Source organism: Polaribacter haliotis (genome assembly GCF_014784055.1).
Lineage (GTDB): Bacteria > Bacteroidota > Bacteroidia > Flavobacteriales > Flavobacteriaceae > Polaribacter > Polaribacter haliotis.
On record NZ_CP061813.1, the window covers coordinates 1,206,315 to 1,227,973 of the forward strand.

At 31.5% G+C, this 21,659-nt stretch carries 10 protein-coding genes; 2 read left to right on the top strand and 8 right to left on the bottom strand.

Going from position 1 to position 21,659, the window contains the following annotated elements; genetic code table 11:
• Nucleotides 1–3: 3 nt before the first annotated feature.
• The 7 genes from H9I45_RS05040 to H9I45_RS05070 form a co-directional block, all read right to left on the bottom strand.
• Nucleotides 4–2,118 (bottom strand): glycoside hydrolase family 97 protein, encoded by a 2,115-nt coding sequence (locus H9I45_RS05040; RefSeq protein ID WP_228455056.1) that lies wholly within the window; start codon nt 2,116–2,118, stop codon nt 4–6.
• A 3-nt stretch (nt 2,119–2,121) separates the two neighbouring features.
• The gene (locus tag H9I45_RS05045) at nt 2,122–3,801 is read right to left on the bottom strand and encodes an MGH1-like glycoside hydrolase domain-containing protein (protein WP_088352973.1); all 1,680 of its coding nucleotides are present in this window, start codon (nt 3,799–3,801) and stop codon (nt 2,122–2,124) included.
• 32 nt (nt 3,802–3,833) lie between these two features.
• Nucleotides 3,834–5,747 carry a glycoside hydrolase family 97 protein gene (locus tag H9I45_RS05050; protein WP_088352974.1) on the bottom strand — a complete coding sequence of 638 codons (1,914 nt, stop codon included), beginning with the start codon at nt 5,745–5,747 and terminating at the stop codon, nt 3,834–3,836.
• 5 nt (nt 5,748–5,752) lie between these two features.
• Entirely contained in the window at nt 5,753–8,884 is a 3,132-nt protein-coding gene (locus H9I45_RS05055; protein ID WP_088352975.1) for a glycoside hydrolase family 2 protein, read from the bottom strand.
• A 12-nt stretch (nt 8,885–8,896) separates the two neighbouring features.
• Complete coding sequence (locus tag H9I45_RS05060) at nt 8,897–11,092, bottom strand: right-handed parallel beta-helix repeat-containing protein (RefSeq protein ID WP_217896853.1); 2,196 nt, start codon at nt 11,090–11,092, stop codon at nt 8,897–8,899.
• 143 nt (nt 11,093–11,235) lie between these two features.
• Nucleotides 11,236–12,963 carry a RagB/SusD family nutrient uptake outer membrane protein gene (locus tag H9I45_RS05065; RefSeq protein WP_088352976.1) on the bottom strand — a complete coding sequence of 576 codons (1,728 nt, stop codon included), beginning with the start codon at nt 12,961–12,963 and terminating at the stop codon, nt 11,236–11,238.
• An 11-nt stretch (nt 12,964–12,974) separates the two neighbouring features.
• Nucleotides 12,975–15,989 (bottom strand): SusC/RagA family TonB-linked outer membrane protein, encoded by a 3,015-nt coding sequence (locus tag H9I45_RS05070; RefSeq protein WP_088352977.1) that lies wholly within the window; start codon nt 15,987–15,989, stop codon nt 12,975–12,977.
• 198 nt (nt 15,990–16,187) lie between these two features.
• On the opposite strand from H9I45_RS05070, the gene H9I45_RS05075 reads away from it, so the two are divergent.
• Complete coding sequence (locus tag H9I45_RS05075) at nt 16,188–20,183, top strand: hybrid sensor histidine kinase/response regulator transcription factor (RefSeq protein WP_088352978.1); 3,996 nt, start codon at nt 16,188–16,190, stop codon at nt 20,181–20,183.
• Between the two features lie 362 nt (nt 20,184–20,545).
• Here H9I45_RS05075 and H9I45_RS05080 read toward each other — a convergent pair whose 3' ends face one another.
• On the bottom strand, nt 20,546–20,743 hold the full coding sequence (locus H9I45_RS05080) for a hypothetical protein (RefSeq protein WP_088353037.1): 198 nt from the start codon (nt 20,741–20,743) through the stop codon (nt 20,546–20,548).
• A gap of 159 nt (nt 20,744–20,902) precedes the next feature.
• Here H9I45_RS05080 and H9I45_RS05085 point away from each other — a divergent pair, with 159 nt between their 5' ends.
• Nucleotides 20,903–21,658, top strand: coding sequence for a hypothetical protein (locus tag H9I45_RS05085; protein ID WP_088352979.1), 756 nt, complete (start codon nt 20,903–20,905; stop codon nt 21,656–21,658).
• Nucleotide 21,659: the final 1 nt, after the last annotated feature.

A 21,659-nucleotide genomic window follows, 5' to 3' on the forward strand; every position in this document is an offset into this window, starting at 1 on the left:
CTATTATTTTTTGATTAAGCTAATCGCAAATCCACCACCTTCAGCTAATTTTAAAGTCAGTTTTGTTTTATTATTGATGCTTATTTTTTCAATAGCTAAATCTAAAGGGTTTTTATTCCAATGTGCATTTTTTCCATCTTTATAGATTGTTGCTTCATATTCTTGGTGATCATCTAAGAAACTAAAAGACATATCTATATCTCGTTTATTTTGATCTGTAATACTTCCAACAAACCAATTTCCTGTTTCGCGTTCCTTTCTTGCAATCGTAACAAAATCGCCCACTTCTCCGTTTAAAACTTTGGTTTCTTCCCAATTAACCCCAACATCTTTAATAAATTGAAATACTGCAGGATTCGCTTCATAATGCTCAATTAAATCTGCTGCCATTTGCACAGGGCTGTAAATAACAACGTACAAAGCCAATTGTTTCGCTAAAGTTGTATTTACTTGATTATTTGGTCGAAAACCATCTAATTTTATGTTGAAAATCCCAGGTGTAAAATCGATAGGTCCAGAAAGCATTCTCGTAAATGCAACGATTGGCAAATGTTCTGGCGGATTTCCTCCATCTGGACTCCAAGCATTAAATTCTTGTCCACGAACGCCTTCTCGAGAAATTATATTTGGGTACGTTCTTCTTAAACCTGTTGCTTTAATAGGTTCGTGGGCATTTACAGCTATTTTATATTTTGCCGCTTTTATAGCTGCATTATTATATTGATTCACCATATATTGTCCATGATGATAACCGCCTTCAATTTTACCAACATAACCAGATTTTAGTGAATGCATACCATGTTTTTTCATTAAAGCATAGGCTGTATCTTGTTGTTTTTCGTAGGTTGCTACTGCTGCTGAAGTTTCGTGATGCATAATAATTTCTACTCCTTTTTCTTTTGCATATCGAGAAACCTCTTCTAAATCGTAATCTGGATATGGAGTTACATAATCAAATAATCCTACTTTAATTTTACGATCCCAACCTGTATTCCAGCCTTCTACTAAAACACCTTTCATGTTATTTTTTGCTGCAAAATCGATAAACTTTTTAGTGTTTTCTGTAGTTGCTCCATGTTTTGGATTTCTTTTTCCAGTATCTATCCAGTTTTCGTTCTCATCTAAACTCATTCCATAAGCCCAAGAAGATTTTTTCAAATGCATTTCCCACCAAATACCAACATATTTCATCGGTTTTACCCAAGAAACATCACCCAGTTTATTAGGCTCATTCAGGTTTACTATTAATTTAGATGCTATTAAATCTGGAGCATTATCTGCTATTTGAACAGTTCTCCAAGGTGTTGTAAAAGGCAAACTTCGTTTTACTTTATAATTTGCATTTTTAGCACCAACTAAATGACTTTTTAAGTCTAAATTTTTAGTATCAATACTTAAAGTCATTCCAGAATAATCCACTAATGCTGCTTCGTGAAAACTTAAATGCAATCCGTTTTTACCCACCATTGTTACAGGCGTATTTACAGCATTTACAGGAACTGTAACTACTGGCAAACCTTCTTTTTTTGCTACTTCTACTGCATTCACCTCAGAAAGTTGTGTTGTTTGATATAAATTCTCATAACTATCCCAATTTGCAGGAATCCAAAATGTTTTAAAATCTTGGGTTAAATTGAATTCTGTATTTTCTTCCCTTATTAAAGCTTCTTTCCAATTTTCTTGTTCTGGAAATTCATATCTGAAACCTATACCATTATTATAAGCTTTAAAAACAATATTTAACTTTCTATTTGGAGTTGATTTTTCTTTTAATTCAACCTTTAATTCGGTATAATTATTTACAACATCTAATTGCTCTCCCCAAGGCATTTGCCAAGTTTCATTAAAAGTACTTGTTTTAGTATTTACAATTTCGAAATTGTCTTTTAAAGATTTTTTATCTATAAAATCGAAACCTAAAAAAGAGGTATCAATTACAGTTTCATTTTTAAATTTGACATAATAAAATGGGCTACCGTCTTTTGATACATTAAAATTTATTTCCAAATTATTATCTGGAGATGCTATTTTACTTGTTTTATGCTGAAGATTATTGCAAGAAACTAAACAAAATACTGCAATTACTAATGTTACTATTCTCATGATTTTATGGTTCATAATTTAAATTTGAAAAGTGTTTTCTCCCTTTTTAACGATTATTTCTTTTGCTATTTTGCCATGATTAATTTGTAACGTGTATTTTTTATCTGAAGTTACTTTTAAAGTCAATTTATTATTATTTGGTATGGCAATCAAACTTGTTAAAACACCATTAAATTTATAGTTTTTACAACCTGATTTCTGCTCCGAATTAATGTTCCAAACCAATGTATTTGTTTCTGCATTTGGTTTTAATCCTATTGCATATTCCATTAAATATAAAATAGGGCCAATTCCAGACCAACCTACAAAATCTTTTCTTGAAGGACGACCTTGAGTGATGTCACTTGCAGCATAATTTTCCCAAATTGTTCCAGTGTTTTTGTAGACTGTATTTACACTTGTTAAATGGTTTAAAGCGATTTCACGTGCTAATTCTTTGTAACCATAATTCTCTAAACCTCTTAAAACCATGGTTTCGGTTGGTGCCCAAACAGATCCTTTCCAATAACCACCATCTGGATGATACCCTTCTTGGTCTGCTGCCAATGTAGGTACTCTATGTTTTGTTTTAAAAGTTTTTGGATTGTTTAACTCATCTACAAGTAATTGTGCTCTTTCTTTTGTTGGAATTTCGGCAAGCATTGTCCAAAAACCTGCAATTGTTTTTACAGGGACCAATTCTCCTTTTAATGTTAGGTCATAATAGAAGTTTTCTCGTTCATTCCACATTAAGTCGTTTACTTTCGAGGCTATTTCTTTATATTCTTTTTGATAAGAAATAGCTTCTTTTGATTTCCCAATAATTGTTGCAATCGTGGATAAATCTTTGGCAACCATCGCCATTTCCGAAGAAATATCGATTCCACAACCTCCACCTTTTAAATAAGGATTTCTTGTGGAATTATCCATACTTGCCCAATCTGTAATGTAAAGTCCATTTCCTTGTTTCAAATACAGTTTTAATGCTTCAAAATATTTAACCAATGGTAAATACACCATTTTTAAACGTTTTACATTTCCACTATATTTAAAATGTTCTAATTCTGCCCAACTTGTAATTGGATGATCTAAACGATCTAAAGTAAGATAAGATGGTGGTGGAACTTCTCGTCCAACATAAGTTACAGGATTATAACCTTCTACTTTATTTTCTAAATCCCAACCAGTGTAAGAGTAAAAAGGTCGTTTTAATTTATTTAGATTGTGTTCAGGCACACCTCCATTTGTTTCGTAAAGCTGACAAGATATTTCTCCGTTTTCGAACTGATGTGCGTAAAAATTATCCAAACTACTAATTCCAGGAACTAAATCGTAAGCTACATTGCAAAACATGGTCATAAAAGAAGTATCCCACAAATAAAAGCGTTCGTTAAAAGCTTCATCTATATAATTGGATACATTTCCAGAACCTTCCTGTGGTTGTCTAAAATGATCGAAGGCCAGTTTCCAAGCACCCCAATATAAATCGACAAACTCTTTTTGCTCGTCAAAAATAGGACTTGGCATTTGATCCTTTATTCCAACAAAAGTTGGAATGCTTTTTTCTACATATTCTTTTTTGCTGAAATACAATCCTCCTTTGGGTAAATCTGGATGATTTTTTTCAATATAAACTTGTTTATTTGAGGAACAACTCACAAACAAACTAAACATTGATAATAATATAAAACCTACTTTTATCTTTTTTGTTACACTCATTTTTTCTAACTACTATAATAGATTTAATTACTTTACTTTCTCGAAATCACAAGTGCCAAACCAGAATCCTTTTCTAATTTTCTACTGAATGTTGTCGTTTTATCAATATTCATTTTTTCTATTGCAACTTTGTTTTCTTTTAATCCTTTTGAATCTTGTGAATACAAAATAGCTTCGTAAATTGCATCAGCTTCTAAAAAATCAAAAGTAATGTTTAAGGTTCGCTCTTTATTGGCTGCTAAAGAACCTACAAACCAATTATCGTCACTTTTTCTTGCAATGGTTGCATAATCTTCCATGTGACTTTCTAAAATCTTAGTATCATCCCAAACTGTTGGTAAAGCATCATAAAATTTAAGTGCATCACTTTCGCGTAAAACTTTATCATTTTCTCCTGCACCACCTACTTTATGAGGTGAATTTTCTGGACGATCGTACCAAAACAAAAACTGCCAAGGCGAATACAGCATAATAGACTTTGCCATTTGTGCTGATTTTCCTCCCATTTTTTCTGATACTCGTGCTGCTAAAAAGCAATTGGTATTATCTCCTGCTCCTACTAACATTCGTGTAAAAAGCGTAGTAATACTGTGTGAAACTGACGGACTTTCCTCATCTCCTCTAATGCCTTCTTGTGTCATTAAATTTGGATACGTTCGTGAGTAACCTGTTGGTCTATAATCGTCGTGAATATCTACCATTAAATGATGTTTTGCCGCTTTTCGAATCGCTTCATGTAACCAAATTGTCCATTTTTGCGAGCCTACATTTACAAAACCATATTTTACACCTGCAATTCCCCAAGATTCGTATAAAGGTAAAACTTGGTCTAATTGTTTTGACATCGCTCTTTGGTTGATGTATAGTAAAACGCCAATTCCTTTTTCTTTTCCATAAGCAATCACTTCATGTAAATCTAAAGGCCCAGGAGACCTATCTGGATCTACAGTTATGGTTGATGCATCTTCTGCATCGTCATATTCGTGGCCATACCAACCAGCATCAAACTCTATATATTGCAAATTATGTTTTACTGCAAAATCTACACAAGCTTTTCCTCCTTTTGTGGTTAATGTTACTTCGCGAATAACCTTTCCTGGCTTTATCCAAGAAACATCTTCAATTTGATTTGGCTCATTTAAATTCTCTAAAAAGTAATTGTTTTCCAATAAATTTCCTGGAGTTTTGCCTACCATTACATAACGCCAAGGTGACTTGTAATTTGCTTTTTTCAAATCTACTTCTCCATCTAATTCTATTTGTAATGCGTGCGATTTATTTGCATGTTTTTTAAACTTTCCTCTTGCATAATTTACCAATGCAGCTTCTCCTAACGCTAAATACGAAGAATCGTTTTGTTTGATTACAAAAGGTCTTTCAGCAACAGTTCCAATGGAATTAATTGTTGTTTTTGAGTAATGCCCTTGAGATACATCTGTTGCCCAAGTTTGGTAATCTTTATCAAACTCAAAGGCAGTCGATTCTTGTTTTAGCACCACATTTTCAAAAGCTTTTCCTTTAAAAATATAGCGAAAAGCAACACCTTCATCATACAAACGACATTCTATTTCTAAATCGCTGTTAGCATTATTTGTATCAGCGATTGTTATTAGTGCATTGTTATAATTGTCGATAATTTTGTTGCGTTCTCCATACAAAGGTTCCCACATTTCTTTGTGTGAAGTTTTTGTAATTTCCTTTACTTCGAAACCATTTTTAAAAATCTCAGTATCTTTTAAAATACCTGCTAAATCAATATTTAATTTTTCTAAGTTTGATTGCTTTAGAACTAAGTTTAAAGTTGTTGCTTCTTTATGAATTTCTAAAGACAAGTTCTCAGAAGGACTTGTTAATGAAATTTCATTTTTATTCACTTTCTCTGTTTGACAAGAAGTGAAAATTAGCATCGCTAAAACTAAAATGGTTGATGAGATATATTTCTTCATTATTTTTATTGATTTAATAAACGTTTACCAAAAATTGTTGCTGTAGGATTCGTTTTTAGGTGATTTTTTAACTGCAATTGACAAACTATAAAACTTCCTTTTCCGCTTTTTAATTCTACTGCTGCTGCACTCTCACCAGCAATACCAACCCAAGTTGTTTTTCCTGATTTTAAAATAGGAACCCAACCGTCTTTTACTTCTATTAAAGTTGATAAAAATGCAGACGCAAAACCTTTAGATTCGTTATACCAAAATTTAAAATCAAAAGGTTTAAATCCTTTCGTTAATGGATGTCCACTAAGTGGATTGACAAAATAATATTGCCCCATCACAGTTTTTTCTATAAGAATATTTTTGTTCCCAATTTTATGTTCTCCAACTGGAAGCTCTAAAAACACCAACGTTTTTCCTTGACTAACCATTTTATCTAAAGCTTCTTTGTTTTTGTTATAATCTTCTAAATTATCAATAACAATTGTGCTTGCTTCATCAGCATTATTTACTGATTTGACATCTAAATCTTCAAATAAATGTGTCGATAAACCATTTTTTGAAGGGGAATATACTTTAGATGTCTTCTTTTTTTCTGGCTCTGGAAAAACATCTAAATCAATCATAGATTCTGATACTGCTTTTCCGTTTTCGTCAAACAAGCCTAATCTTAATTGGTATTTCGCTCTTTTAGAAACTTTTGGGGCTTTTATATCGATATACCCTTGAAATTCCGAGCTATTTAACGAATTTTTAGGTTCTTTTTGTGCTGTAGAAACTACTTTACCATTTTTTTCCAATTGCCATTTTAGCATATATTGTTTTGGAATTTTATTTAAATCGTTACTTAACCAAGCTTCAATAGAAATATTTTCGCTTTCGTAAAAATGATAACGATCTGTTCTAAGGCTTACCATTAAGGGAGCCAATGCATCTCTATAAGCATAAAATGCTTTTTTAGGGTTACGATCTACATCCATAATTGCTTTCATCCAACCTGCAGGCCACGCATCAATAAATAAATGGATTGCAAAAGACATCATTCTATTGTCTCTACGAAATGCTTCTGTTACAAAACGTGTTGCCCAAGCTTGATGATTCTGACTCGCATCAATCCAATCTTTTACAGTAACTGGTGTTGGATACCACATGTAATGGAATCTATTCGTTTGTGCTTTTGACACCTTGTCTGGAAACCATTGTTGATTTTTATTCTTTGGCAACCATTCTTCTGGCCAATATTTTTGAACTGCTGTATAATTGTCGAAACCTTCTGCCCCAAATTCTCCACAAGCATAATACCAATCTGGTTTTGTTTTTTGCCAATATCCTTTGTGTAATTCACCCAAACCTAAAGCATGTCCATTGTACCAAACATTGTACATGTGACTGTCTGGTAATCCTGGAGTTGGTGGATCGTAATCGCCATCTCCTGGTTTTATAACACGATCTGGGTTCCAGTAATTTACTATTTGGTCGCAAGCTTTAAAGAATTTCATATAATCGTCTGCACTTGCCATACTTCTTTGCGGATGCCCTTCCCCATTTGGGAAACGCTCGTTAATATAAGTAACCATTATATTACTAGGATGATTACGCACCAAACGTTCCATTTCTCCTGCTTGCTTCACCCCTTCTGCAAATAAATTCTGACGAATACTACCAAATAAAGGCAAATCCGTTTGTAGCATAATTCCCAACATATCTGCATAATCATAAATTTCTGATTGTACAGGACGTTGTGTTAATCTTATAAAATTCATATTGCTGACTTTCGCCAAAAGAATATCATCAATTAGTTGATCCCATTTTTTATTTTTGACATCTTGTTGTAAAAAGCCCATTGTATTGGCTCCCCTCAACTTTATTTTATCGCCATTCAAATACATCTGTCCTTTCGGAATTGAAATGGTATCTTGTGTAAAAGAACGCATTCCAAAATGTGTTGCTTTTGCATCGGTTAAGTTTCCATTTTCGTCAAGAACTTCCGTTTGTAATTGATATAACCAAGGTGTTTCGTTATTCCATAATCTTGGCGATTCAATTGGAATTGTTACTTTTAGATAATTGGTTTCATAGCCCATCATCAAACGACTTTTTAAGCCATCTTGTGGTTTTGCCAAATCTCCAACTCCAGGAATATAGGTTGTCATTGGAATGTATTCTAAATCCTTAATTATAGTTTCCTTAAAATTTTGTCCATATAAATTAAAACGTAGTTTAATATTTTTAAAATCTTCGTAATAATTGTTGATTTCTAACCAAACCTCAGCTTCATTTTTATCTAACATTGGCCTTACAAAAACATCATTTATGTGTAACGGATCACGAGCTTCTATATAACAATCTTGATAGATTCCCATTCCTGCAGGGCAATGATGCCAACCTAATTTTGGGTCGTCCCAACCTAAACCAGAAGCAGCGTAAATTTTATTTCCGATTTTACGTTCGTTTCCACCATCAAAAGAACCTAAGGTTGTATAATCATTATCAACTTGAACGATTAATGTGTTTTTTCCTGGTTTTAGGTATTTTGTAATATCAAATTCAAAAGGTGCAAAAAAACCAGTATGTTCTCCTACTAAATTACCGTTTATAAAAACCTTTGCCCAATAATCTACTCCTTTAAAATGTACAAACTGGCTTTTATATTGTAACATTTCTGGAGTCAATTCAAACTCTTTTCTGTAGTATGTTGTTGCTTTTCCTTCTGGTGGCCCATAATGTGGAACACTAACAGATTCCCAAGAACCATTTCCTGCAATTACTTTAGAAAAATCTGTTTTATCTTCAGCAGTTCCAAGACGCCAGTCGAATTTTGTTAAATCTAATCGTGCTCTCGTTTTTTTAACTTTGGGTGCGTAATTTTTCATAAAAGGAATAAATTTATTCCTCATTTTCTGTAATTCCGCTTGCAGTTCTGCTTTTGTGTCCATTTTATTCATGGGACTAAAAGCAGCTTTTTTTCCTTTCATTTTAGGCAAGTGCAAATCTGGAAGTACAGGTGGTAATTTATCTTCTAATAAATGTAATCTGGTACCTTGAACTTTGTTTCCTATTTGTGCAAATTGATCCTTTTCCTGTGCCATAAAAGCACTAAAAGATAAACACAATAGTAGTGTAATTAGCTTACAGTTTTTATACATCTTCTTCTTATTTTATTTTGATTCTTTTCTTTTTTGAACACCAATTTTATCAAATGGAATGTTTTTAAAACCTGGAATTTTTTCAAATGCTTTTGCATCTTTCTTCAAATTGAAATTCTGTGCTTCTTCATTTACAAATCCTGGGTTTTCATCTGTAATCCAATTATCATCTAAAAATGGCATCCACTCCTCTTTACCATTATGAACTTTCTTCACTTTATAAAAAATATTTTTAGAAAATGTATTGCGTTTTGGCAAGGCAGGATTATCCTCCCAATATTTCGCTAAATTCGGGTAAGCAACACTGTAAGGTGGATTTTTAAAATTAACTGCCTGTAAACGTTTATCGTAAACTGCTCCTTTATCAAGAGTTCCTTTCGACCAATTTTGTAAACGGTTATCTATATGAACTGCAAGATTCATATCTACAAAAATATTATTGGTGTATGGGTTGTCCATTCCACCTCCAATTAAAATAGGAAGACTTCCTGGTTTGTAGAAAATATTTCCGAAAACTTCCATTCCACAAGCCCCATCATCATGATAAACAGCTGATGTAGCATGCTCTCCATCTATATGATGAAAATAGTTATAATAAACTTTATGGCCACTTTCAGCAGGATCTCGACCATAATACAAAGCTCCTTGATCGTGTACTTCTTGACACACATCATGGATGTTATTATATTCAATTAAATGGTTATTACCATGCAATAAAATCGCCATACTTGGTGCGTTATAAAGCTCGCAGTTAGAAATCCTATTCCCAACACCTGTAATTAATATTCCTGCTCTATAAGATTTTTCAATTCGATTAAAATCGTGAATTGTTGTGTTTTCTACATAATTATTAGCAGGTACTAAGGTTAATCTATCTCCACCACCCAAATGTACTCCACCTGCACCTGTGTTAAAAATTGTACAATTTACAACTCCGTTATTATGACCTCCCATTCTATTAAAGGTTGCGTCTTCATAAATATGTTGTAAATAACTACCAATAACTTCGGATGCAGCTTTACCAGTTCCATCGTGCCTTAAAGTTTCGAATGGTGCAATTCCTTTACCAATACAAACACCTACAATTCCTAAATTGGTAAATGTACAGCTGTCCACAAGGTTATTTTCTGTCTGTTCCATATAAACTCCCATTCCTCTGGAACATGTAAAAGTTATATTCTTAAATTGAATGTTTGAAGCTTTTATTAAACTAACCATTGGTCTTTCTAAAATTGAAATTTCCAATAATTTTATTTCTTCTGAAGGATAAAAATATAAGATGCCTTTTTTGCGGTCTAAATAATATTCTCCAGGAGCATCCACTTCTTCCAAAACATTATAAACAAACCATTTTTGAAACTTTTTACCACTACCAAAACCGTATAAAGAAGGTTGTTTGGTGGTAAATGTTTTATTTTTGAAATCAATTTCTTTTAACTCTACAGCATCTTCTGCCCAACCTTCTTTAAAATACCCAGAAATCCAAACATCTTCAAACGTTTTCCAAGTTGAAGGACGATCGTTATCATACGTAAATTTACCTCCTCTATTGCTATGATCTCCATTTCTTGGAATTGAGCCAGCATCAATAATTTTACCCATTGCAAGTGTAGAATCATTTGGCCATTTTGCTAATGATAATGGTTTTCCGTTTACAAATAACTCAGCCCAAGTAGGTCCAAATGGCCTTGCAAAACCAACAGGACGCAAAGTTCCATAATCTGTTACGTTTATGTTTTTTAAATTTATTTCTCTAATTTTTGATCTTACAGATGCTGAAAATCTCTCTAAAGTTTCAGTATCTTTTACAGGTAAAGCTTTATCTGTTGGAATAGAAAGTCCTCCATGAAAAACTACTTTTTCGTTTTTATAAGCAGTATAAATAATTGGGTATTCTTTGGAGCCAGAATCTTCGTTTCCTAATTCTAAAGTTTGTGTTCTGTAATAAGTTCCTTCACGAAGATTTACATGAAAACTTCCATAGCTTTTATCCTCGTTTTTTAATTTTCTAATTTCGTCTCTTGCTCTTTCTATAGACGCAAAAGGTTTTGATATGGAACCATCTCCTGAAGTATCATTTCCTGTGGTCGCTACAAATATCTCAGTAGTTTTTTTTGTACAAGCAGTAAAAGACACTATTGTAAAGAACAATAAGAATACAATACTAAAACTTGTTATTTTTTTGAATGGTGATAAGGTGTTTTTCATTTTGATGAGAATTTATAAAAACGATATAAAGTTAAAATGATGAATTTAAGAAGAATGTTTTAAATATAAAGGTGCCATAATTTTTTACTTTTATGACACCTTTAACAAACTAACTCAAATAATATTATTTATATAAAAGTATATTAATTATTGTAACCAGGGTTTTGCTCTAATAGAGCTTCTTTATTCCTTTCTATTTCTCCATTTGGAATAGGCCATTTGTTTATATAATCTGGAATTGTTCTTCCTTTAACAACAGTTTCTTCATGATATTTATTCAAATATTCTACCAGTTTACCTGTTCTTAATAAAGTATTTAACCTAAACTCTTCTACATGTAATTCTCTTGCTCGTTCATCTAAAATTAAATCGATATTAACATCACCTGCAGCAACTAAAGTTGCGTTTACTCTTCTTCTTATTGCGTTAATGTCATTCGCTGCTAATCCTGTTGCTCCATTTAACATATGAGCCTCAGCTCTAAGTAAGTAAACTTCTGGTAAACGCATTATATACCAATCTTTATAAATAGTACCTCCATCGTGTTTTTGCTGACTAGAAGTTTCAAAACGGAAACCATAATGATCTACCATCGTATTTTTCTGAAAATATGGTCCAACATATCTTTTATCCCAATTTGATTCTACATTATCTTCTGTAATTGGCTGTCCATAAAAAGCACTAGCTGGATTTGTCCAATAATGCGTTCTTTGAATATTATATTTTGAATTACGCATGTCTCTATCAAAATCTCCTTTATAATTCCAAATCTTTTTGTCTAAATATGGGTTTGCTAACCCATGACCTACAGGACGCCCCATTAAAGTATCTTTCAAGAAATTTGAAGTTGCATTTTTATCTTTTAAAGCCCAAGGAATTGGCCCCCACCATCTTTCTAAGTTAAAACTTGTACTACCTCCAACAAATCCACCTCCTTCAACTCCAACATCGAATTGAGTGTTCCAAATAGTTTCCATGTTTCCATCTCTTCTATTAAAGTTTCCATCACGAAATAAATCCCAGTATACATCGCCCCAAGCCTCATCATTTGGCCCTTTATGATCGTAACCTTGCCATTTGAAATCTTTATATTTTCCAAAACGTGCAGTCATTAATTGTAATTTACCTCCATTAATTACTTTATTAGCTGCTGCAATCGCTGCAGGATAGTCACCTAATTGTATGTTAACTTCTGTAAGTATTGTATATGCTGCTTCCTGAGATGATTGCCCACCTTTTACCTGATCTACTGAAGGCATCCAAGTTATAGCAAATGTTAAATCTTCTTTACACTGTTGGTAAACTTCTTCTTTAGTTGCGCGTACATAATCGAACTTAGGTTCTGTTGTTTCTTTAAGAACAATAGGCACTCCACCCCACATGTTCGCTAAAAAACGATATGCAAAAGCTCTTAAAAACTTAGCTTCACCTACAATTGCATTTTTTTCTGCATCGGATTTCCATTCAACTCCATCTTGCTCAGCTCTATCGATAATTACGTTTGTCTTACCAATTATAGAGTAAAATCTACCCCACCATTTACTAACAGTACCATTATCTGCGTTAAAAGTATCCCAGTTGTATATTTGTCTTTCGTAATTTCCTTGTTCAACAAGTACAGTTACTAAATCTAAATCCATTCCTAACATATCAAAATTATCCCAATTATCTCTATTTGCGTAGAAATAAGATCTAACATCTAAATAAATATGAGCTAAAGCTCCTTCAAAACCTTTTTTATCTTTAAAAGAATTTTCTGGACTTAAGAAATCTTTAGGCTTTTCCGTAAGGAAATCGTCACTATTACAAGATATTAATCCTGATAGCATAAGCGCTAATACTATTAATATTTTTGTTGTTATATTTTTCATTTTTTATATGTTTAAAAATTAAATGAGCATGTCAATAAATAGGTTCTAAGTGAAGGCCTAGAAGTCCAAGTATTTCCTTGATTGGTTTCTGGATCTAATCCTTTCCAATGAGGAGCATATGTAAATAAATTATCTCCACTTAAAGTAAGTCTTAATCCTTGTAGTCCAATTGGTTTTACAATTTCAGACATATCATATGATAAAGCAACTTTTTGTAATTTTATAAAACTTCTGTCTACATACTTACTTGCTCTATATCTTGCTGTATTTCTATATCCTGGTCTTGGATAATATGCATTTGTGTTAGTTGGTGTCCAATAATCATAGACTGGATGATTTAAATCACGACGTCCTGCAGTAAAATCGAAGTAAGGTGTATCGCTATTAGATAAGAAATGTCCATTACCACCCCAAATTGAATAAAAATAAGTTAACAAAGAAAATTTCTTGTATTTAAGAGTATTTGTTAAACTCCATCTAAAGTTAGGGTTTGTATCCCCTAAAAATTGACGATCCTTGTCTGAAGTAATTCTTCCATCGCTATCTACATCTTCTAATATGTAATCTCCAGGACGCATTCCGTCTAAGATTGTACCATTATCTACATCACTTTGTTGATAAATACCTTGATTTTCATACCAATAAACTGTCCCTAGTGTTTTTCCAATGAAATAACCACTATTAATCAAATCATCTTCTACTCCATCACCATCATTATCTTCACCTAAAATACTTACTACTTTATTTCTGTTTAAAGAAAAAGCGAAGTCAGATGTCCATCTAAAATCTTCTTTATCAACATTTATAGTACTTAAAGCTATTTCAAGTCCTTTATTATCAATTTGTCCTATATTAGATAAAATACTACCTGCACCAGAAGCGGCTGGTAGCCCTAAATTGAAAATTAAGTCGTTTGTTTGGGTTTTATAACCCTCTACATATCCCGAGATTCTATCATTAAAAAAACCAAAATCTAATCTTAAGTTTAATCCTGTAGTTTTCTCCCAACCTAAGTTGTTTTGAGCTAAAGATGAAATTCTTTGTGTTACTGTATAAGAGTTATCACCTGCATATACAAACTTACTTGTAGCAACTTTTGCTAATGTTTGGTAAGGATTAATCGCTTGATTACCTGTTGAACCATAAGAAGCTTTTAAAGATAATGCGCTTAAAACATTAGAATTATTTAGGAAACTTTCTTTGTAAATATTCCAATTTGCTCCTACAGAATAGAAGTTTCCATATTTTTTATTCTTACTAAAACCTGAAAAACCATCTCTTCTAAAAGTTCCTGTAAGAGAATATTTATCGTCATAAGTATAATTAAGTCTTGCCATTTGACCTACTCCTCCATATTCTCCACCACCTGTAGATACTGATTGGTTTTGTGCGTCTTCTAATTTATAATCACCAAGAACAGAATTATCAAAACCAGAACCTGAAGCATTTACACTTTCGTACTTAGTTGATTCTTTAGAATGTAATAATGTTAAATTGATTCTGTGTTTATCAAAAGTTCTGTTATAATTAATAATATTATCTAATAATTGATCGCTTGTTCTGCTATAAGATCTACTTCCTGTTCCTCTTGGACTTAAACCTTGCACTGTCTTTTCATTGTAAAAAACATTATTTTCACTCCATCTTAAAGAGTTGGAAAAATTAACAGTATACTTTAAACCTTCTATTCCTGGTATTTTAAACACTCCAGAAACTAAACCTGTAAGATTGTTTCTAAAATCTCTGTCCGATGTTGGAATAAATAATAATGGATTACGTAAAGAAGTAGTTGTTTGTGGAAAAAACACTGGAGTAGTCCCATCTTCTTCATATAAACTAGCATATGGACTTAATGATGTAGCTTGGTCTAAAGGTGGAGAAATTCCTGAAAAATCTCTAAAACTGTAAGATGTTTTTACACCTAATGTAAACCAGTCTGTTAAATCGCTATTTAAATTTATTCTACCCGTTAAATTCTTAAAATTATCATTTAAAACAACTCCTTGTTGATCTGTAACTGAAGCAGAAATATAATAATTAGACTTTTCTGTACTGTTAGAAATACTAAGATCTGCTTTTGTACTAAACCCAGTTCTAATAAAAGGGTCAAAAGGCTGAGATAATGTTGGAGTATGGTTTGGTGTAGCTTCATAATTTTCTCTTTCAATATCCGTTAAATAGGTATTGATTAAATTAGGATCTGCATCTAAACCTGCATCTGCACGCATATCCAAAACTCTTTGCAAATATCCTGGTCCATCATATAAATCTAAACGATTTAATTCTTTAGTGACACCAGTAGTTACATTTACACTAAATAAAGGTTTACCATCTTTACCTCTACCTCTTTTTGTTTGAATTAAAATAACTCCATTTGCAGATCGTGAACCATAAACAGCAGCTGCACTTGCATCTTTTAAAACTGTGAAACTTTCAATATCATTCGTAGGTACGTCTGATAATGATCCATTGTAAACAACACCATCCAATACTATTAAGGGTCCATTTCCTGCACCAACAGAGTTTTGTCCTCTAATACTTAAACTTGCTACAGCTCCAGCACTATTGATAGAACCAACATTTAATCCTGCCACAGTTCCTTTTACCGTTTCTAAAATGTTATTTACAGGAACATCTTTATACGTTTTTAAATCTGCAACAGCGACTGAACCAGTTACTTCTTGTCTCTTTTGAGTACCATACCCAACTATAACAATTTCGTCTAGTTGTGAAGCATCTTCCTTAAGAGTAACATTAATTTCCTGCTGATTAGATACTGTTACCTCCAAGGTCTTATAACCTATATAAGAAAATACTAAAACAGCACTTTCTTTAGTGTTTATGGTATAGTTACCATCAAAATCTGTAGACACACCATTTAAAGTCCCTTTTTCAAGAATATTAACTCCTGGAATTGGCACTGAGAATTCGTCTACAACCGTTCCTTTTATTGTCTTGTTTTGTGCAACTGTATTAGTTATTGCTAAAAAACAAATACCAATAAATAGTAGATACATTTTTTTCATAAAATTGAATTGATTTTAGTTAACGTTTATTTAACATTACAATAGTACACAATATGCTAAGCCAACTATAATACGGATTCCGTTTTCCATAACACTTTTTCGTTTTATTAACACATATTCGAAATTTTATGACACAAATTCGGAATTTTATAATAAATGCTGATTAAATTCTTAATTTAGCAATTAACATAAATTTTCATGCGTAAGACAGTTCAAATATTATTTTTATTCTTATTAATATGCTTTGAAGGAAACTCTCAGTTTCTTAATTATGATATTCAAGACGGATTATCTTTCCACATTGTAGATGATGTATGTGAAGATGATGAAGGATATGTTTATGCGGCTACAAGTGAAGGATTAAATGTTTTTGACGGAAGTAAATTCAAAATCTACAATCAATTTAATACCAATGGTTTTAGCAACAAAATATCCAGTGTATTGCCTTTAGAGAAAGGTTATGTGATTATAGGTAGCCAAGATAAGGGACTGTTTCTATTTGATAAATTCAAAAACATCATTATACCTTTAACATTAGTGACAGATATATTACAAAAAAACCTCTCTATTTCTTCGTTAGCTTTAAGTTCTGATAAAAAGACCATTTGGGTCGCAGATAAAAGTGGCAAACTATTTTCCTTTAAAACGTCTGAAATTGATTCTTTAAAATTAGCACCATATACTGTAAAAGCAACTAAAGTCACAGAAATAAATACTGGAATATCTGTTATTTATCCTTTAGAAGGATTTATTTTAATTGGTGGAGGTCAATCAGAAATTACGAGAATAGCTACAAATTCTACTAAATATATTATTGACACACCTTTTGAAGCGGAAGGAGCCACAAGAGTTCATAGTATAAATTCTACTAATAATAGTTTATTTATAGGTACGAATGTTGGAGTATATAAGTTTGAAAACAACCATACAAACTCTAAACAAATTTCTAAAAAACCTTGGACTTTAGCTGAAATTATTATTAGAACCATTACCAGTTACAATAATTTTGTTTGGGTAGGAACTGAAGGAAATGGACTTTATAAATTTTCCATTGATGGTGGTTTAATAGAACATTATATAAACGAAAAAAATAAAAAAAATGGTTTAAACTCTAAATATATATTATGCTCTTTTGTTGATAGCAATGAAAACCTATGGTTAGGAACTTGGCTTGGAGGCATGCATGTATTGGATCTTAAAAAATATAATCATTCTTTTGTTTATGATAAAGACAATGAAAATGATCTTTTTTCTAATATTATATGGGCAATTGCCAAAACTTCTGACGGAGAAATAAAATTAGGAACCCATGGAAACGGTTTAACAACTTATAAATATGCTGATAAAAATTATAAATCTATACTATCAGATATTGAAAATAAATCTATTAGTTCTCTTTATTGGGATGCTGACACCAGTTATTTATTCATTGGGACTTGGGGATTTGGCGTAAAAATTTATGATACTTCTAAAAATAAACTTGTTACCAATAAATTCAATTTTAACAAAGTAAAAAACAACCGAATTTACTCAATAGCCAGAGGTCCAAACAATCAAATATGGATTGGTACTTTTAAAAATGGACTTTTTAGATATTCTGAAAAAAAACAAGAATTAGAGTCTATAAGACTACTAAAAAATATGCTTCCGGAGGACGATAATGTAGATATAAGACAAATTTTAATTGACAAGAATAACAAAAGCCTATGGGTTGGTTCTACAAAAAAAGGGTTATTCCATGTAAACATGTCTAATAATGGCGAAATAAACACGGTTACTCATTTTGAGAAATTTAAAAATACAAATGAAAAAATACAAGTAGACAATTTATATAAAGACAAAGAAGGTACTATTTGGATACTTTGTAGAGATGGAATTGGTATTTTAAAAGGAAAAAGTAACCCACAACAACTATCCATATTAAAAGGATATGTTGCTACAGGAATGATTACCGATAATCATAAAAAATTATGGGTAAGTACTTATAAAGGGTTACACAAAATTAACTCAGACACTCTTGTGGAACAATCATTTATAAAGGATTATACTTTTTATGATATATTTTATGATGAAGAACAAGATATTATTTTAGGAGGCTCTAACCATGGTTTGTTAAAAGTGAATCCGAATTTTACTAAAAAAACATCAAATTCTCCACGAATTTTATTCTCCTCTTTAAAAATATTAGACCAAACAATACATCCTGATAAAAAAATAAAAAACACCAACGTACTCTCAAAAAAACTTAATTATAACGATTCTATCGTTTTGCCACATTTTGCACAAACCTTTTCAATAGGACTTAATATTTTACCAGATAATAAAATTAATAATTATAAACTTCGGTATAGATTAAATGGTTTTGAATCGCTTTGGAATGAAGTAGATAATATTGCAACAACAGCTTCTTACACGAATGTTCCACCTGGTTTATATGAGTTAGAAGTTCAAGTTGCCAACCAAGAAAACATTTGGCTTCCAACTGCAAGAAAGCTCACAATAACAAAAGCTAAACCTTGGTGGACAAGCTATTGGGCGTTTTTTGCATACATTTTAATTTTTGCAAGTATTATTTATTTTATTGTAACTGAAATAAATTCCAGAGTACAAATAAAACAAGAATTAAAAATTGAAAAAATAAAACACGAGCAAGACAGTGAACTTCATGAACAAAAATTAGCCTTTTTTACTAATATATCTCACGATTTAAGAACGCCTTTAACCTTAATTATTGGCCCTATTGAAGAAATTATAGAAAATAATCAGGGAGATAAAATTGTTCAAAAAAAGCTAAAAAGGGTTTTAAAAAATTCTAAAATGTTGATGAATCTTGTAAACCAGATTTTAAATTTTAGAAAAGCAGAAACAGAAAACTTAACACTTAACACAAAACAAATAGAACTTAATTGTTTTATTAAAAACGTATATAAACAATTCCACGAACTATCGAAAACAAAAAAAATAGATTTAGAACTTTCTTTATCCGAAAAAAATATAATACTTACAGCAGATCCTGACAAATTACAGTCTATACTTTTTAATTTATTATCAAATGCGATTAAGTTTACTCCAAAATATGGAAATATTAATATTGAAACTCGTTTAGATGAAGACCATATTATAATAAGTGTTAAAGATTCTGGCATCGGTATTTCTAACAGTGATTTGAAAAATATTTTTACCCGATTTTTTAGAGCCAAAAACAACAAGGCTAAAGGTACAGGAATAGGTTTAGCGCTCACAAAAAAATATATCGATGCTCATAATGGTCACATAGATGTAATCTCTCAAGTAGATGTGGGGTCTGAATTTACCATTTATTTTCCCATTTTAAACGCTTTAAATTCTAATAAAAATACGCCAACATTTAACACAAATGAGATAGAAAACAGTATTCCTTTTAATAAAAGTAACAATAAACACAAAAAACCAAGAATTCTAATTGTAGATGATAGTGAGGATATTAGAGATTATTTAAGTGAAATTCTACAAGAAGATTATAAATTATACACTGCAGAAAATGCAAAAGATGGGTTGGCCATAACAAATAAAAAAATACCCGATTTAATTGTAAGTGATGTTATGATGGATGGTATGGACGGAATTGAAATGTGTGGTATCATAAAATCTAATATAAACACCTCTCACATTCCTATTATTTTATTAACCGCCAAAAATAGTATCGAATCTAAATTAGATAGTTTTCAAAAAGGAGCCGATGCTTATATTGAAAAACCATTTAATAGTAAATTATTACTGCTTAGAATCAAGAAAATTATAGAACGTAGAAGTTTATTAAAAAAGAAATTTCTTTTATCAGATAACCTTGAATCTGCAGAAGCGCCAACTTCGGTTGATAAAGAATTTTTGAAAAAAATAATTAGTGTTATAGAAGAAAACTTTACAGATTCTCAATTTTCAGTTCAACATTTAACTAAAAAATTAAATTTAAGTCAAGATCAACTTTATAGAAAAATCAAAAGTCTTACTGGATTGTCTATCAACCATTTTATACGATTAGTGCGATTGAAAAAAGCAGCTAAATTATTGGTAGAAAACAAACACACAGTTAGCGAAATAGTTTACCTCGTTGGTTTTAATAATGCTTCCTATTTTACCAAATGTTTCAAGTTAGAGTTTGGTGTACTGCCAAGTGATTATAAAGAGGAGATTGGTATATCTGAAGTCTTTTAAAAATATTCTTCAAACTTTACATTAAGAAAAAACAACTATATAACTTACTGGTTTTAATCGAGGTGGCAGTTCCTAAGTTCCGGAAGAACCAGCTAACTTCAATTTTATTTTACTTCCTAAGTAAATTTATTCCATAAAAAAAACCAGTAACAAAAGTTACTGGTTTTTAGTCGGGGTGGCAGGATGATAACTCAACCGCCACTATGCAGTAAAATCAATACTTTAGGAAAAAGACTAAAACAGTGTGAACCGAATTGTTGACCTATTAGTTAAATTGAAATAGTATATTTTGATAGAACGTCTTTAACAAATTTACGAATTTAACTTCATTAAAACCAGATAAATAGCATCAAATATTATGGTTAATCTATTAAGTATTTATTAATAATTTCTTCTTCAATACCACTATAAATAGCAAAATCCTTTACTGTTATAAATTGATGAGGTTCTTTGTCTAAATACTCTTTTATGATGTTAATAAGCTTGCGACAATAACGCTCACTTCGTCCTGTGATACGTTGAATGTCCTTTGGGTATATACAAGCTCTTTTTGTAATCATCATACTTTATCTATGCTTTAACCATACTTAAAACCAGTAGTGTCATTTTAGGAGTATTTAGGTTTAATCGGTAAGAATGGTTTTAATCGGTTTCTCTTTTTCTTTAGTAAGTCATAAAGTTACGTGATTTGAAAGATTAATCATAAAAAATGTAAAATTATGGCAAAACAAACAGGAATTATTAAACTAAAAGGAACTATCGGAGGTATTTCTTTTTACAAAACAGCAGATGGACATTTAGCTCGAGAAAAAGGCGGTGTGGATAAAAATAGAATCCAGAATGATCCTGCGTTTCAAAGAACTCGTGAGAATGGTTCTGAATTTGGAAGAGCTGGTAAAGGTGGTAAAGTATTGCGAAATGCAATTCGTGTGCTTTTGCAAAATGCAAAGGACAAAAGAGTTGTCTCTCGTTTGACAAAATCTTTAGTGGCTATCACAAAGACAGATACGACTAATGAAAGAGGTTTAAGAACGTTGCAAGATGGAAATTTAAGCCTTTTAGAGGGTTTTGAATTCAATTTGAATGGAAAGTTAGGAGCAACTTTATTTGCTGCATTTACAAAAACATTTGACAGAGTTTCTGGAGATGCAACTTTAGATTTGGCTGCATTTTCACCAACTGTTAGAATTGCTGCACCTGCAGGAACTACCCATTTTAAAGTAGTAATGGGGGCTTCTGAATTAGATTTTGTAAATGAAACTTCAACATTTGAAAATGATGAAACAGCAATTTTGCCTTATACTGCTGCAAATACTGCTGCAATTGCATTATCTGCAACAATTACTGCTAATTCTACATTACCAGTAGTACAGGTTTTAGGTGTAGAGTTTTATCAAGAAGTAAATGGAGAAATGTATGCCCTTAAAAATGGTGCTTACAATGCTTTATCTGTTGTTACAATTGATACTCCATAAT